This window comes from Pseudomonas sp. Y3 TE3536 (assembly GCF_053629175.1).
The window spans coordinates 5,062,010-5,079,970 of sequence record NZ_JBRJHU010000001.1 but is presented as its reverse complement, the minus strand read 5'-3'; the positions used below and the strand labels follow the sequence as shown (position 1 = coordinate 5,079,970).

The following is a 17,961-nucleotide window of genomic DNA, read 5'->3' as shown; positions in this document are numbered from 1 at the left end:
ATAACACCGTGAATCTTCGTTGCTATTACCGGCCTCTTCGCAGCACAAGGCTGCTCCTACAAGGGTTGAGGTACAGGGCACCTCAATCCCGTGCCAGCGCTTCGATCGGGTCAAGCCGGGCCGCGTTGCGCGCTGGCACAAAACCGAACACCACCCCAATCAACGTCGAACAGGCAAACGCCATCACGATCGACGCCGGTGAGAACACCATCTCCCACTGTTTGACGAACAACTCGAACAGGTAGCCGATCCCATACGACAAGCCAATACCGACCAGCCCGCCAAACAGGCAGACCATCACTGCCTCCACCAGAAACTGCTGACGAATGTCCGACTGCCGTGCCCCCACCGCCATGCGAATGCCAATTTCGCGGGTACGCTCGGTCACCGACACCAGCATGATGTTCATTACCCCGATACCGCCCACCACCAGCGAAATCACCGCGATCAGCGACAGCAGCAGGGTCAGCGAGCGGCTGGTCTTTTGCACGGTCTGCATGATGCTGTCGAGGTTGTTGGTGAAAAAGTCCTTGGTGCCATGGCGTTGCAGCATCAGCTTGGTCACCTCCTCTTCGACCCGCTTGCTGGGTACGCCGTCCTTGATGCGCACGCTGATGCTGTCCAAGTGGCGTTGGCCAAGCACGCGGCCGGCAGCAGTCTCGTACGGCACCCAGATATTCAGCTGGTTGCTGGGGACGAACAGGTTCTTGTTCTCGGCGGTAACGCCGATCACCGTGCACGGCAGGTTCCCCACCAGGATCACCTGCCCCAGCGGATCTACGTTGGGGCCGAACAGGCGCTTGCGGGTGTTGTGGTCGATCACCACCACCTGGGCCTGGCGCCGTGCGTCCTCGGCACTGAACACGATACCGGCGGCCAGGGGAATGTTGCGCACCTGGAAGTAGTGTTCGCTGACGCCATTGAGCTGCACATCGACATCGAGGTTGCGGTAGCGTACCAAGGTACTTTGGCCGATCACCGGGGTGGCGCTGTCGACGTAGTACAGCGCGTTGAGCGCCGTGACGTCGGCGGGCACCAGGGTTTCGATGGTCTTCGCCCGGCTGTCTCCGAAGTTGCTACCCGAATAGATATCGATGGTGTTGCTGCCAATTGCCTGGATGTCCTTGAGCACGTAGCCCTTGGCCCCTTCGCCGATGGCCGAGATGGACACCACCGAGGTGATGCCAATGACAATCCCGAGCATGGTCAACAAGGTGCGCATGCGGTGCGAGATCAAAGCGATCCAGGCCATCTTGAAGGCCTCGCGGAACATCCCCAGGCTAGCGACCAGGCGCCTTGCTGGCGAAGCGGCCGGTGCTGGCTCGGCCACCGGGGTGGGCATGGCTGCGGTGCCCGTGCGCCGGTCGCTGACGATTTGACCGTCGCTGACCTCGATGACCCGTTCAGCATGCGCGGCGACCTTGGGGTCGTGGGTCACCAGGATCACCGTGTGCCCGGCTGCGTGCAGCTCCAGCAGAATATTCATCACCTCTTTTCCGCTGGCCGTGTCCAGCGCACCGGTCGGCTCGTCGGCGAGGATCACCTGGCCACCGTTCATCAGCGCCCGGCAGATACTCACCCGCTGCTGCTGCCCGCCGGACAACTGGCTGGGGCGGTGCTCCAGATGCCCGGCAAGGCCCAAGCGCGTGAGCAGCTCACGTGCCCGGTCGTGGCGTTGCCCGTGCGCAGTGCCGGCATACACTGCTGGAATCTCGACGTTGTGCAGGGCATCCAGGTGCGGCAGCAGGTGGTAGCGCTGAAAGATGAAGCCAAAATGGTCGCGGCGCAGCGCCGCCAGGGCATCGTCGTCCAGCGTGCGCGTCTCTTGCCCGCCGACCTGGTAGCTGCCACTGCTGGCGTTGTCCAGGCAGCCGAGGATGTTCATCAATGTGGACTTGCCGGACCCGGAGGCGCCGATGATCGCCACCAACTCGCCACTGTGGATCTGCAGATCGATACCCTTCAGCGCCAGGAACTCGCGGTCGCCGGCCAAGAAACTGCGGCTGACCCCCTGCAGGCGCAACAACGGCTCGCCGTTGCTGCAGGCAACGGCGCTGTGTGCGCTCAGCTCGACATTCATGTTCATGCTCACGCCCCTGCTTCGCCAGACACCGGTTCGCCGATCACCACACGGTCACCTTCAGCCAGGCCATCCTTGATCTGCACTTTGACGTTGTTGTTGATCCCCGCCTGCACGTTGCGCACCTGGGCGAAGCCCTTGGCATCGAGCACCCGCACCGGGAAGCTGCCGTCGCCATTGCGCGCGCCCAGGGCGGCCACCGGCACAGTGAGCACGCCTTCGGCCGTGTCGAGCACGATGTGCACCTGCGCGGTCATCGAGATGCGCAGGCGGTGCTCGGGGTTCGCCACCTCGAACAGGGCGTTGTAAAACACCGCGCCATTGGGTTTCGTGGCGCTGCCATCGCTGTTGTCGGTGCTTTGCGCGTAGTTCTGCGGGGCCGGTTCGGTGCCGCGCAGCTTGGCGTAGTAGCGTTTGTCTTCACCGAGGATGGTGAAGTACACCGGTTGGCCTGGGCTGATGTGGATCACATCGGCTTCCGACACCTGCGCCTTGACGGTCATGGTGTCGAGGTCGGCCAGCTTGAGCAGCACGGGCGCCAACTGGTTGGCGATCACGGTCTGCCCTTCTTGCGTGACGATGCCCACCACATGGCCGTTGATCGGTGCATTGATACGGGTGTAGCCCAGGTTGACCTTGGCCGTGTCGATCTCGACCCGGGCACTCTGGATTTGCGCATCGAGCGAGCGCACGGCGGCCTGCTGCACCTCGTATTCGGACTCGGCGTTCTCGAAGTCCTGGCGCGATACCGACTCGTCGGCCTGCAGTTCGCGATAGCGCTCATACACCCGCCTGGCCTGCTTGAGCTGGGCCAGGCTAGAACGGCGCTCGGCCTGCAATTTGTCCTCGTCGACCTCAGCCTGGCGCAAGGTATTGCGCAGCACCAGCGGGTCGATTTCGGCCAGCCACTGGCCCTCGGTGACCTTGTCACCCAGTTTGACCTTCAACGAGCGCAACTGGCCCGACACCTGGGCGCCGACGTCAACCTGCTTGATGCCCTGCAACGTGCCGGTGGCCAACACGGCGTTTTCGATGTCGCCACGCTCGACCGTGGCGGTGATGTATTGCGGCGGCTTGGCCGGGGCCTGGACGGCATACAGCGTGATGCCGGCGACCAGGGCCACGGCGATGCCGAGGCTGTATTTGCGGAATCTGGACTTTTCCATGAACACTCACTATCTCTTCGGATTCGCATAACCCGGCCCCAGTGGGGCCGGGAAGGCCCATCTTTAAGGGGTAACCTTGCCGTGGTGCAGCGCCTGCCCGTCGTGCCACCAGGCCGCCAGGCTGAACACATCCGGCACCTTGAGGATGCTGAAGTGGTCACCGGGCCCCTGCCACAGCGCAAGCTTGGGCATCAGTTGCTGCCAACCGGCCTGCATGGCGGCATGCTCGCGGGCATTGCCCAAGGCATCCAGGCCCGGGTCATCTACCAGCACCAGGCCGACCGGCCCGTGGTAGCTCAACGTTGGCCGGTAGGCCGTGCGCAACGCCGTGGCGAAGGTCCGTACGGTGCCGTCCAGCGCCCCTGGCTGCGACCGCGCCGGCAGTAATCCGACCCGCACCATGGCCGCGTGCAGCTGGCTCAACTGCTGGTCGTCGCTGGCCTCGGCAAAGGCGCGTGGGTCCATACCCAGGGTTTTGCCGGTGGACAGCTGCAACGCCTCGATCAGCCGCTGCAAGGCTGCGCCCAGGGTGTAGGGCTGGCCACAGGTGCCGCCCTCACCCGGCGCTTCGCTGTCGATCAGTGTCAATGAACGCACCTGCCGGCCCTTGGCCTCGAACCGGGCAGCCATGGCATGTGCCACCCAGCCGCCAAACGAATGCCCGACCAGGTTCAGCGGCCCTTGCGGATAAAGCGCCTCGATGGCCTGCACATGGCAATCGGCAGCAGCCTCCACCGAAGTGTGCGGCACCGAGCAGCCGTCCAGCCCCCGCGCCTGCAGGCCGTACAGCGGCCAGTCCGGGCCCAGGGCCTCGGCCAGGCCTATGAAGCTGGTGACGCTGTCGCCAGCCCCCGGCACGCAAAACAACGGTGCATGCCCGTGCTGACCGGTCTGGATCGCCACCAAGGGCTGATAAGCCGCTGCCTTGGTGCTGCTCGTGCTAGGCACAGTGTCCAATAGTTGGCCAAGCGCCTGACCGAGCGCGGCCACGTGGGGCGCCTGCATCATGCTGCGGTGGTCCCCCGGCACGCCCAGGAGGATCAGGGCCTGGGACGGCAAGGTCTCGCGCCAGCCCAGAGTCGACTGGCTGTCACTGCCCTGTTCGGCGCGCAGCAGGTGCACCGGCACGCTCAACGGTGAAGGGCGGTAATGTGCCAGCGCATGGCCGTGTGCCAGTTCACGGGTGAAGTAGTGCAGCAGTTGCGCGTCGCTCATGCTCGCCCACAGCCCATAGAGCAACTGGTGCTCGCGGCAGCTGGCGACCAGCGTGGCAAAATCGGCCTGACCGGCCTCCAGTTGCTGCAGGCGTGCCAGCTTGTCGGCGCCTGCCGAGTCTTGCGTGCGCCAGAACGTGCTGCAGTTCAACAGCAACTGCCGTTCGAGTGCACGTGGCCCCTCCCAGCGCGCCTTGCCCTGGTCGGCCAGGCGCGGCACATAGGTGTCGATCAAGCCGAGGAATTCGACCTCCTCGTCCACACCCAGCAATTGGTTAGCCATTTCGAAGGCCACTACCCCACCGAATGACCAGCCTGCCAAGCGATACGGCCCCTGTGGCTGCACGCTGCGCATCTGTTCGATCTGGTAGCGGGCCAGGCACTCGAGCGTCTGTGGCTGCGGTTGATCGGCCGGGATGCCGGGCAGTCCATAGAGCGCGAAATCACCGGGAAGGTGCTGGCCCAGCACCGGGAAGTAGAAATCCAGGCCGGTGAATTCGTGAACCAGGAACAGCGGCGTCTGGCTGCCCCCTGCACGCACCCGGATCACCCCGCGGTGCGCAGCGTCAGGGCTGCCGAGCCTGGCCGCCAGCAACGCTACGCTGGGGTGCTGGAACACATCGTTGATGGCCACCTTCAGGCCCGCCTTGGTCATCTTGTCGACCAGCCGGATTGCCGCCAGGGAGTGGCCGCCCAGCTCGAAGAAGTTGTCGTGCCGCCCTACCCGCTCCACGCCCAACAGTTCGGACCAGATCGTTGCCAACAGGGTTTCGGTTTCACCTTCTGGCGCTTGGTACTCGCGGTTCTGCAAGGCCTCGCTATCCGGTAATGGCAAAGCCTTGCGGTCGAGCTTGCCGTTGGGGCTCAAGGGCAGTGCCTGCAGGTGGACGAACAGCGCCGGCACCATGAAGGTCGGCAGGCGCCCGAGCAATGCCGAGCGCAGCGCCTCCACCGGGAACGACTCGCCCGTGTAGTAAGCGAGCAACTGCTGATCATGAGCGATCACCACGGCCTCCTTGACCCCCTCTATTCGCGTCAGGCAGGCCTGAATTTCGCCCAGTTCGATGCGCAAGCCGTGGATTTTGACCTGGTCATCGTTACGGCCCAGGTATTCGATGTTGCCATCGGCCAGGTGACGCGCCAGGTCGCCGGTGCGGTACAGGCGTGCACCAGGGCGGGTGCTGAACGGGTCGTCGAGGAAGCGTTCGGCGGTCAGTTCGGCGCGGTTGAGGTAGCCTCGGGCGACTTGCACGCCGCCGATGAACAGTTCGCCGGCCACGCCTTGCGGGACCGGCTGGCCTTGGCTGTCGAGTACGTACAGCGTCGTGTTGGCGATGGGTTTGCCGATGGGGGTGTTGTCTGGTGCGGTCACGCAGTGCCAGGCACTCACGTCCACCGCTGCTTCAGTCGGGCCGTACAGGTTGTGCAGTTCAACGGTTGGCAATTGCGCGTGGAAGCGTCGGACCAGGCTGCCCGGCAAGGCCTCGCCGCTGCACAGGACGCGTTTGAGGCCTTCGGCCGAAGCGTCGCCATGGGCCAGGAACACATCGAGCATCGAGGGCACGAAGTGCAAGGTGGTGACGTTTTCGCTGCGGATCAGCTGACGCAGGCACTCCGGATCGCGATGGCCGCCGGGACGCGCCATGACCAGGCGCGCGCCGGTTTGCAGGGGCCAGAGGAATTCCCATACCGACACGTCGAAGCTGAACGGGGTCTTCTGCAAGACCACGTCTTCAGCGCCGAGGTAATAGGCGTCTTGCATCCACAACAGGCGGTTGACCACGCCGGCATGCTCGTTCATCACACCCTTCGGCAAGCCGGTGGAACCTGAGGTGTAGATCACGTAAGCAAGGTGACGCGGGGTCAAGTTGGTGACAACTGGGTTGCTGGACGGCTGGGCGTTCCAGGTCGGCTGATCGAGGTCGATAACCTGGGCCGAATCCGGTACGTGCCGCGTAGCACTGTGCACCAGCACCGCCACCGGCGCGCTGTCGCTCAGCATATGCCGCACGCGCTCAGCTGGGTAATCCGGGTCAACCGGCACATACGCGCCACCCGCCTTGAGGATGGCCAGCAAACCAACCACCATCGACAGCCCACGCTCGACGCAGATCGCCACCCGATCATCAGGTTTAACACCCAGTTCAATCAGGTGATGCGCTAATCGGTTGGCCTGCTCATTCAGCTGGCAATAGCTCAGTACCCCTTCTTCGGCTTTAACCGCGATCGCATCCGGCGTACGCAACACCTGCGCCTCGATCATCCCGTGCAGGGTCTGCTCAAGGTCATAATCCACCGCCGTGTCGTTAAAGCCCTGCAACAACCGCTTGCGCTCATCGGCATCCGGCAAACCGACATGGCCCGGAATGGCCCGATCGCTCTCCACGAAGGCCCACAGCAGTTGTTGGAAATACCCCGCATAACGCGCGATGGTCGAGCGTTCGAACAGGGCTGTGGCAAACACGATACCGCCGGCAAAACCTTCGGCGCGCTCACCCAGGCTCAGGCTCAGGTCGAACTTGGCAATGCACGCAGGCCCACTCACTGCGCTCACCGACAGGTCGGCCAGTTGCAGCGCCTGGCGCTCCGGGCTGGCGTCCCAGTCCAGGGTGGCCTGGTACAGCGGCGTATGCGCAAGGCTTCGGCGCGGGCGCAGCAACTCGACCACCTGCTCGAACGGCAAGTCCTGATGCGCCTGCCCGCCCAGCACCACGGCCTTTACCCGGGCCAGCAGCGTGGCCACATCCGGTGCCCCCGAGGTGTCCACGCGCAACGCCATGGCATTGACGAACATGCCGACCAGGCCATCCACTTCAGCCTGCCTGCGGTTGGCTACCGGCGAGCCGATCACCACTTCATCCTGGCCGGCCAGCCGGCTCAATAGCACCGCCCAGGCCGCCATGAACAGCATGTAAGGCGTGACGCCATGGCGCCGGCACACGGCTTTGAGCTCGATACTCAGGCGCGGGTCCAGGCTCAGCGCGACACTGTCACCGGCATACTGCTGACGCTCTGGCCGTGGGTGATCCCAAGGCAAGCTGAGCAGCGCCGGTGCCCCGGCCAGCTGGCCAACCCAGTAATCCGCCTGTTGGCGCAGCGCATCGCCGCTCAGCCAGCGCCGCTGCCACAAGGCATAGTCGATGTACTGCACGGGCAAGGCCGGCAAGGGGTCGTCGCCACCGCAACTGAAGGCTTGGTACAACTCGCCAAGCTCGCGCACCAACACCCCCAGCGACCAACCGTCGGCCACCAGGTGGTGCAAGGTCAGCAGTAGCAGGTGGTGGTCCTCGGCCAGCTGCAGCAGGCGCCCACGCACCGGCAGGTCGCGGCTAAGCACGAAGGGTTGGCTCGCCTCCTGGCGGATCAACGCCGCAATAGCGGCTTCATCCAGGCCCTGGCAAAGGTCCCGGCCAAACAGGAAGCCTTCGCTGCCGGTTGCCAGCACCACCTGCGGCTCGCCTTCCTGTTCGACAAAATGGCTGCGCAAGCTTTCATGGCGCTCGACCAGGCGCCTTAACGCGCGCTCCAGCGCCCCAGAGTCCAAACGGCCCTCCAGGCGCAGGGCCAGGGGAATGTGATAGGCCGCGCTGGCCTCCTCCATCTGCGCCAAAAACCACAGCCGCTGCTGGGCGAACGAAAGCGGTAAAGCACCGTCTCGCAGGCCCGGCTGGATGGCCGGCAAGGTATCACCGTCACGCGCAAGGCAGGCGGCCACCGCTGCCAGGCTGTCATCGGCAAACAGGTCGCCCAATGCCAGCTCCAGCCCCAGGCGTTGGCGAACTTGGGCCAGCATGCGCATCGCCAGCAGTGAATGGCCGCCCAATTCGAAGAAGCGGTCGTGACGCCCGACGCGTTCCAGGTGCAGCAGTTCGCCCCACAACGTGGCCAGCGCCTGCTCGCGCTCGCCTTCCGGTGCTTCGTACGCTGTCACCGCCAAGTCCTGGGGTGCCGGCGCCGGCAAGGCCTGGCGATCAACTTTGCCATTGTTGTTCAGTGGCATCCGCGGCAATGCCACAAATGCGGTAGGCACCATGTAATCCGGCAAGCGCCCACGCAGGAAGGCTCGCAGGTCAGCGGCCTCCACTGGGGCCTCGTGCCGGGTAAACCAGGCCACCAGCCGCAGTGGGCCCTGCTCGTTCGGCACAGCCATCACCACGACTTCACCGACACCCGGTGCCAGTGCCAACTGCTGCTCGATTTCGCCCAGCTCGATCCGGTAACCGCGAATCTTGACCTGGTCGTCATTGCGCCCCAGGCACTCCAGTTGGCCGTCGGCCTGCCAGCGCACCAGGTCGCCGGTGCGGTACAGCCGAGCGCCCGGCTGCGGGCTGAACGGGTCATCGATAAACCGCTGCGCCGTCAGTTCTGGGCGGTTCAGGTAACCCAGGGCCACGCCGTCGCCGCCGATATACAGTTCACCGACCACGCCTTGCGGCACGGGCTGTTGCCAGGCGTCCAGCACATACACCTGGGTATTGCCGATCGGCCGACCAATCGGCACTTGGGCTGCATCGGGCGCCAATTCACGCACCTCGCAGGTAACCGCGAACGTGGTGGTTTCGGTGGGCCCGTAGCCATTGAGCAGGCGCAGCCCAGGTGCTTTGTGCAGCAGCGTGCGGAAGGCTGCAGGTTCGGCACGCTCACCGCCGCTGATCAGCACACGCAGCGCGGCCAGGGCCTCGGGGATCAACTGCACGTACTGGTTGAACAACGCCGTGGTCAAAAACAGAACGGTGATGCCCTGCTCCGCCAGCGCCTTCGCGAAAAGTGCCGGGTCGACCAGCGTGCGGTGGTCGATCACCCGCACCTGCCCGCCATTGAGCAATGCGCCCCACACCTCCAGGGTGCTGGCATCGAACGCCGGGTTGGAAGCGAAAGCGATGCGGTCGCTGGCCAGCAACCCGGCATACCGCTCGTTCAGCACCAACCGCGCAATACCCCGGTGCGGCACGCACACGCCCTTGGGTTTGCCTGTGGTGCCAGAGGTGTACATCACATAGGCCGCACTGCCAGCGTCCTGGGCCACCCCAGGGTTGTGGCCAGGCTGGTCATCGAGGACCAGTTGGTCCAGGTCGACCCGCGGCACCGCATACTCAACCGGTGTGCCAGCAAGCGTCAGCAGCGCGGAGGCCTGGCAATCCTCGACGATGAAGGCCTGGCGCTCGGTCGGGGCATGAATGTCGAGCGGTACATAGACCGCGCCACACTTGAGCACGGCCAGTTGCGCCACCAGCAAGTGCAACGTGCGCGGCAGCAGCACGGCCACATAGGCACCCGGTACCACACCTGCGCCCATCAGGTAATGGGCCAGGCGGTTGGCGCGTTCGTTGAGTGCCCCGTAGCACAGCGCCTGGTCGCCCTGCACTGCCGCCACGGCCAGGGGATGGCGCGCCACGCGCTGCTCGAACACCTGCTGCACGGCCAGGTCACGGGGGTAATCGCGTTGCGTGGCATTGAAACTGTGCAGCAAGGTCTGGCGCTCGGCGTCGCCAAGCAACGGCACCTGTGCCAGCGGCTGTTGATCATCGCCGATCATGGCCCAGAGCAAGGTCTCGAAGTAGCCGACATAGCGCCGCACGGTTGCTTCGTCGAACAGCGAGGTGGCGTAGTCCAGGCTGCCGGCCAGCGTGTCGCCGAACTCGCCGAGGTTCAGCGTCAGGTCGAACTTGGCGACCTGGCCAGCCTGGGCCACGGCCTCCAACTGCAGGCCCGGCAGTTGCAAGGCTGCACCTTCGATCGCCTGCCAGTTGAGCGTGGCCTGGAACAAGGGGGTGTGGCCGAGGCTGCGCACTGGGCGGACGATTTCCACCACCTGCTCGAATGGCAGGTCCTGGTGCGCCTGAGCCTCCAGCACGCGCGTACGGACCTGCTCCAGCAGGGTTTGCGCCGTCGGTGCGGCAGCCGTGTCGATGCGCACGGCCAGGGTATTGACGAACAAGCCAACCAGCGGCTCCAGCTCGGCACGGCCGCGGCCCGCCACAGGGCAACCGATGACGATTTCGCCCTGGCCGGACAGCCGCGTCAGCACGGCGGCCCAGGCGCTGAGCACGGCCATGTACAGGGTTACCCCGTGGCGCTGGGCCAGGCTGCGCAGGCCAGCCGCCAGGCGGGGCTGCAACTGCAGTGGCAGGCTTGCGCCGGCAAAGTCCTGGCGTTCGGGGCGTGGGCGATCACTGGGCAGCTTGAGCAGGCTGGGTGCACCGTCCAGGGCCTGGCGCCAGTAATCGGCCTGGCGCTGCAACTGGGCGCCGGCCAACCAGCGGCGCTGCCACACGGCATAGTCGCCGTACTGGATGTCCAGGGCCGGCAGCGGATTATCCTGGCCCTGGCAGCAGGCCGTATACAGCGCGCTCAGTTCGCGGGTCAGCACGCCCAGCGACCAGCCGTCGGAAACGATGTGGTGCACGGTCAGCGCTAGCACGTGATGCTCTGCGCTCAAACGCAGCAAACGCGCACGCAGCAGTGGCCCGTGGGCCAGGTCGAAAGGCGCGCTGGCCACTTCATGCAAGCGGGCCGGCAGCGCCTCGACGCTCAGGTCTTCACGCTGGAACCAATCGGCACCCGCAGTGGTAGCCAGCACCACCTCGGCACTGTCATCGCGTGGTACGAAGCGGCTGCGCAAGGTCTCGTGGCGCTCGAGGATGCCCAGCAAGGCCGCTTCCAGCGCATCGGCATCCAGTGCCCCGCGCAGGCCCAGGGCCAGCGGCACATTGTAAGCCTGGTTGCCGCCTTCCATTTGCGCCAGGAACCACAGCCGCTGTTGGGCGAACGACATCGGCAGCGGCGCATCGCGCGGCACCGGGCGTATCGCTGGCAGCTCACTGCGCCCGGCATGGGCCAGTACCTCGGCCACCGCGGCCAGCTCGGGGTTGGCGAACAGGTCGGCCAGGCTCAGTTCGACACCCAGGCGCAGGCGCACCTGGGAGACCATGCGCATCGCCAGCAGTGAATGCCCGCCCAAGCTGAAAAAATGGTCGCGACGGCCGACTCGCTCAACGTGCAGCAACTCGGCCCATAGTGTTGCCAGCGCCTGCTCCAACGCCCCTTCGGGGGCCTCGTAGCCCTGCTCGAACAGCGCCGAGCGCTCCGGGCGTGGCAATGCGCGGCGGTCGAGTTTGCCGTTGGCCGTCAGCGGCAACGCCGGCAGCTCGACATAGGCCACCGGCACCATGTATTCCGGTAAGTGCGCCTGCAATTGGCTGCGTAGGCCTTCTGGGGTGAGCGGTTCGACACCTGCCTGGGCGGTGAAGTAGGCCACCAGTCGCGGCTGGCCGGGCTGGTCCTCACGGGCCAGTACTACGGCTTCATCAATGCCAGCCAGGGCGTTCAGCCGACTTTCGATCTCGCCCAGTTCGATGCGCACGCCGCGGATCTTGACCTGGTCGTCGTTGCGCCCCAGGTAGTCCAGGGTGCCGTCCGCCAGCCAGCGCACCAGGTCGCCTGTGCGGTACATGCGCCCACGGGCGGCGAAGGGGTCGTCGAGGAAGCGCTCGGCGGTGAGCGCCGGGCGGTTCAGGTAGCCCCGGGCAACCCCCGCGCCACCAATGTACAGCTCACCTGGCACACCCAGCGCGACAGGCTGCAGGTGTGGGTCGAGTACGTACAGACGGGCGTTATCGACCGGCCGACCGATGTGCAGCGCCCCGCCCGCTTCCACCACGCCGGAGCTGGCCACCACCGTGGTTTCGGTCGGGCCGTAGTTGTTGACCACGGCAAAGCGCTGGGTGCGGTTGAACTGGCGCAGGCGGTCACCGCCGATCAACAGGGTGCGTAGGGTCGGGTGTTCGAGCTGATGGTTGAAGGCATACTCGGCCACCGGCGTCGGCAAGAAGCTCACGTCCAGGGGCTGCGCCTGCCACCAGGCAAGCATGGCATCCAGGTCGTCGTTGCCCTCCGACGCCGGCGCCAGGTGCAACGTGGCCCCGGCGCACAACGCCGGCCAGACTTCCCAGGCCATGGCGTCGAAACCAAAACCGGCCAGGCTCGAAGTGTGTCGGCCATGGCACAGGTCGAAGGCGCGGCAGTGCCAGTCGACCAGGTTGTTGACGGTCTGGTGCTCGACCATCACGCCCTTGGGCTGCCCGGTGGAACCGGAGGTGTAGATCACATAGGCCAGGTGGCACGCGCTCAGCCCCGGCACAACCGGGTCGCTCTCGCATACAGGCCAGTGCGGCTGGTCGAGCAGCACCACGGGCACCGCGACAGGCCCCAGGCGCTCACGCAGCGCCTGCTGCGTCAGCACCGCTACCGGGCCGCTGTCATTCAGCAGGTAGTGCACGCGCTCATCCGGGTGGGAGGGGTCTACCGGCACGTAACCGGCTCCGGCCTTGAGTACCGCCAACAAGCCGACCAGCGTCTGAAGGCTGCGCCGCGCCACCACGGCGACGCGGTCGTCAGGCCGCACGCCCAGGTTGATCAGGTGCTGCGCCAGGGCATTGGCCTGGCGGTTGAGCTCGGCGTAACTCAAGCGCGTACCGTTACAGGTGGCGGCGACGGTGTCAGGGTGCAGCTCGGCGCGGTGTGCAATGCGCTGGTGCAGGGTCAGTTGCCGCTCATACGGGGCCGGATAATCGTTGAACGCTTCCAGCAGCTCCGTGCGCTCGCTGTCGGGGAGCATGGCCAGCGCCAGGACCGACGACTGCGGTGCCTGCACCAGGCTTTCGAGGGTCTGCTGCAGGTAAGCACAGACGCGCTGCGCCGGCACTTCGGGGCTGGCCAGCAAGGTCAGGCGAAACGCTTCGCCCAAGTCGTCGACGCTGAGCGTCAAGGGATAGTTGGTAGCCTCGGCAGACTCGACGATGTCGATGCCGGCCAGGGCTGCGCGGCGTGGCTGGGTGCTGTCCACTGCGCTGTGGCGGTAGTTGAGCAAGGCATTGAACAGCGGCGCCGGCGCCGCCACGCCGCTGCACCGCTGGGCCAGGGCCAGTGGCGCGTGTTCATGGCGCATCAATGCGCTCAGCCGCTGGTGGGTGGCGCGGATCGCCGTCGGCAAGTCAGCACTGTCCAGGTCAACGCGTACCGGCAGGGTATTGATGAAAATCCCCAGCGCCCGGTCGGTGGCTTCGGCGCCCTGCAAGCGCCCCATCAGCACTGTGCCGAACACCACCTGCTCGCGCCCCGTCAGCCCGCCCAGCACGCGGCCCCAGGCCAGGTGGAAGAGGCTGGCGACGCTCACGCCCAGGCTACGCGCCTGGCTGCGTAGCTGCTGGCACAGCGCAAGTGGCAGGTCGAGCGCGTGCTCGTTGTGCACCTCGCCCACGCCTTGCACATCCTGGATGCCGTAGGCCAGGGTCGACGCGTCGATCCCACCCAGCATGTCGCGGAAAAACGCCTCGTGTTCGGCCTCGCTGATACCCAGCACGGCTTGTGCCACATAATTGCGAAACGGCACCGGGGTGCCCAGCCGATCACCCTCGCCGGCCAGAAACGCGATCAGTTCGTGACGCACCACTTCCAAGGCACTGTGGTCCATGGCGATATGGTGGAACTGCAGGGTGGCGGTCAGTGCGCCATCGGCTTGCTCGGCCTCACGCAGCAGGCGGATTAGCGGTGCCTGGGTCAGGTCGAGCCTGCTGCGCATGGGGTCGTTGTCGGGTAACGTCGCCACCTGCAGGTCAGCGCGGCGCCAGACCACCTGCACCGGCGTTTCCAGGCCTTCCCAGTGAACCGAGGTGCGCAAGATGTCGTGGCGGGCAATTACACCACGCAGCGCATCGGCAAACGCCTGCAAGCGGGCCTCGTTGGCAAACACGAAACGCGCCTGCATCACGTACGGGTCGCTGTCGGTGGCACTGGCGTGGTGGAACAGCATGCCCTGCTGCAGCGGTGCCAGTGGGTAGATGTCTTGCACGTTAGCCGCGCCGCCGGGGATGCAAGCGACGATGCGGTCAAGGGTGCCCTGGTCCAGGTCGATCAGGTTGAGGTGCTGCGGCGTAATGCGCGTGCAGCCCGGCTCGATGAGGTTGGACGGCCCGTGTACCGCGCCCTGTTTCACGGCCACGTACTCGCCGCGCTCGATCATCGCCACCAGCGTTGGCTTGTGTTCACGCAGTTGCGCCACCAACGCGGGGTCGGTCAGGGCCTGACGGTTGCCCTGGACGGCCAGTTGGCCGTCCTTCAACGCCAGTTGCACGTTTTTGGCCGTCAGTGTTGCCAGTAGTTGGTTGATGCTCACAGGACGATCTCCATTCTGTCTGTGATGGCTGCGTAGCCCGCCAAGGTCGGTTGGTCGAACAGGGCGCGCACGTCGGCTTCCAGGCCTTGATCACGCAGGCGGGAGGTGAGGGTCACCGCCAGCAGCGAATGGCCGCCCAGTTCGAAGAAGTTGTCGTGGCGCCCTACCCGCTCCACGCCCAGCAGCTCAGCCCATATCGTTGCCAGCAGGGTTTCGGTTTCGCCTTCTGGCGCTTCGTACACGCGGCTTTGCAGGGCGTCGGTATCCGGCAGTGGCAAAGCCTTGCGGTCGAGTTTGCCGTTGGGGCTCAGGGGTAGTGCGTCCAGGTGCAGGAACAGCGCGGGCACCATGAACTCCGGCAGGTGGGCCAGCAATGCCGTGCGCAGAACGTCTGCGGCTTGCTGTTCACCGGTGTAATACGCCACCAGACGCTGGTCGCGGGCAACAACGACGGCTTCCTTCACGCCTTCGATGGCCGTCAGGCCAGCCTGGATTTCACCGAGCTCGATGCGCAGGCCGCGCAGCTTCACTTGGTCATCGTTGCGGCCCAGGTATTCGATGTTGCCATCGGTCAGGTGCCGCGCCAGGTCGCCGGTGCGGTACAGGCGTGCACCAGGGCGGGTGCTGAACGGGTCGTCGAGGAAGCGTTCGGCGGTCAGTTCGATGCGGTTCAGGTAGCCTCGGGCGACTTGCACGCCGCCGATGAACAGCTCGCCAGCCACGCCTTGCGGTACGGGTTGACCCAGCGTATCGAGTACATACAGCGTGGTGTTGGCGATGGGTTTGCCGATGGGGGTGTTGTCTGGTGCCGTCACACAATGCCAGGCGCTCACGTCCACCGCTGCTTCGGTCGGGCCGTACAGGTTGTGCAGTTCAACGGCTGGCAATTGCGCGTGGAAGCGTCGGACCAGGCTGCCTGGCAAAGCTTCGCCGCTGCACAGGACGCGCTTGAGACCATCTGCCGATATTTGGCCGTGAGCCAGGAACACATCCAGCATCGAGGGCACGAAGTGCAAGGTGGTGACGTTTTCGCTACGGATCACTTGACGCAGGTACTCCGGATCGCGATGGCCGCCGGGGCGCGCCATGACCAGACGTGCGCCGGTTTGCAGCGGCCAGAGGAATTCCCATACCGACACGTCGAAGCTGAACGGGGTCTTCTGCAAGACCACGTCTTCAGCGCCGAGGTTATAGGCGTCTTGCATCCACAACAGGCGGTTAACCACGCCGGCATGCTCATTCATCACGCCCTTCGGCAAGCCGGTGGAGCCTGAGGTGTAGATCACGTAGGCCAGGTGACGCGGGGTCAAGCTGGTGACAACTGGATTGCTGGAAGGCTGGGCGTTCCAGGTCGGCTGATCCAGGTCGATAACCTGGGTCGAATCCGATACATGACGGGTAGCACTGTGCACCAGCACCGCCACCGGCGCGCTGTCGCTCAGCATATGTCGCACGCGTTCAGCTGGGTAATCGGGGTCAACCGGCACATACGCGCCGCCCGCCTTGAGGATGGCCATCAGGCCAACCACCATCGACAGCCCACGTTCGACGCAGATCGCCACCCGATCATCAGGTTTAACACCGAGCTCAATCAGGTGATGCGCAAGGCGGTTGGCCTGCTCATTCAGCTGGCGATAGCTCAGTATGCCTTCTTCGGCTTTAACCGCGACCGCATCCGGCGTACGCAACACCTGCGCCTCGATCATCCCGTGCAGGGTCTGCTCAAGGCCATAATCCACCGCCGTGTCGTTGAAGCCCAGCAGCACACGCTCACGCTCCTGCGCTTCCAGCACCGGCAAGCGCTGCACCGGCAGTTCCGGCGTCTGCTCCAGCGCCTCGACCATGGCCTCCAACACCTGGTTCATCTGCCCACAGATACGCGCCGCGCCTACGTCGGCCGGGGTCATGGCAACCAGGCGGAAGCCCTCCCCCAGGTCGTCAACGTTCAAGCCCAGCGGGTAGTTGCTGCGTTCCTGGCTTTCCAGGTTGTCGATACCTTGCGTCGCCTGCCGCTGGCTGTCAGTGACCTGCGTGCTGTGCCGGTAGTTGAGCATGGCGCTGAACAACGGCAAGGGCGCAGCCACGCCACTGCAGCGCTGGGCCAACGCCAGCGATGCATGCTCGTGGGCCAGCAAGGCACTGAGGCGCTGATGGGTAGCACGGGCCCCTTCACGCAGGCTGATACCGCCCAGGTCGAGCCGCAGCGGCAAGGTGTTGATGAACATGCCCAGCGCCCGCTCGGCGCCTTCACCGCCTTGCAGGCGGCCCAACAGTACGGTGCCGAACACCACGCTGTCCTGGCCACTGGCGGCCGCCAGCAGGCGCGCCCAGGCCAGGTGGAACAGGCTGGCGACGCTGATACCCAATTGCCGGCCTTGTTGGCGCAGCCGTTGTGCCAGGTCGTCACGCAGCCACAGCTGGGCCTCCTCGATGTCACGGCCGTCACCCTGCACATCGCTAAGGCCGAACGGCAGCGTTGGCGCGTCGATATCCGCCAGTTGCCCGCGGAAGAACGCTTCATGCTCGGCCTGGCTGATACCCAGCCGCGCCTGGGCCACGTAGTTGCGGTACGGCACCGGTGCCTGGGCCGGCTCGGCCGCACCCTGCAGGTAACCGATCAGCTCCTCGCCGACCACTTCCATGGCCGTGTGGTCGAGCACGATGTGGTGGAACTGCAAGGTGGCTTCGATGCGGGCCGCGCCCGGCTGCTGCGTGTACAGCAGACGGATCAGCGGTGCCTTGCTCAGGTCGAGCATTGCCTCGCTGTCGCGACCACGCGCCATGACCAACAACGGCGCCTGCCGCCAGACCACCTGCACCGGCTGCGGCAGGCCTTCCCAGAGTACCGCTGTGCGCAGCACGTCGTGGCGGGCGATGACCTTGTCCAATGCTGCCGCGAAGTTGTTCAAGTGTTCGCGGCTGGCGAACCCGAAGCGCGACTGCAGCACATAAGGGTCGTGCCCCTGCGCGCTGAGGTGGTGGTACAGGATGCCCTCCTGCAAGGGTGCCAGCGGGTAGATGTCCTGCACATTGCGGGCACCGCCGGGTACCTGGGCAACGATACGGTCGATGGCCGCCTGCTCCAGCGCCACCAGCGGCAGCATGCCGGGAGTGATGTGCGGGCAGCCGGCCGGGATCAGGTTGTCCGGCACCTGCACCTGTTGCACCTGGCCCAGGGTCGTCGCCAGTGCCGCCACCGTCGGCTGGCCAAACAGCGTACGCACATCCACCTGCACGCCCTCGCGGCGCAAGCGCGCGGTCAGGTTCACCGCCAGCAACGAGTGGCCACCCAGCTCGAAGAAGTTATCGTGCCGGCCCACTCGCTCA

At 65.5% G+C, this 17,961-nt stretch carries 4 protein-coding genes; all 4 read right to left on the bottom strand.

Annotation, left to right across the window (positions count from 1 at the left end):
* Positions 1–82 precede the first annotated feature (82 nt).
* A complete protein-coding gene (locus tag AB7M33_RS22785; protein WP_454243676.1) occupies positions 83–2,086 on the bottom strand; it encodes a MacB family efflux pump subunit in 2,004 nt (667 codons plus the stop codon).
* Positions 2,087–2,088: 2 nt separating this feature from the next.
* The gene (gene macA / locus AB7M33_RS22780; RefSeq protein ID WP_027596798.1) at positions 2,089–3,246 is read right to left on the bottom strand and encodes a macrolide transporter subunit MacA; all 1,158 of its coding nucleotides are present in this window, start codon (positions 3,244–3,246) and stop codon (positions 2,089–2,091) included.
* 63 nt (positions 3,247–3,309) lie between these two features.
* Positions 3,310–14,634, bottom strand: coding sequence for an amino acid adenylation domain-containing protein (locus AB7M33_RS22775; RefSeq protein WP_454243675.1), 11,325 nt, complete (start codon positions 14,632–14,634; stop codon positions 3,310–3,312).
* Positions 14,631–17,954, bottom strand: coding sequence for an amino acid adenylation domain-containing protein (locus tag AB7M33_RS22770; protein ID WP_454243674.1), 3,324 nt, complete (start codon positions 17,952–17,954; stop codon positions 14,631–14,633). The genes AB7M33_RS22775 and AB7M33_RS22770 overlap by 4 nt, the downstream gene beginning before the upstream one ends.
* Positions 17,955–17,961: the final 7 nt, after the last annotated feature.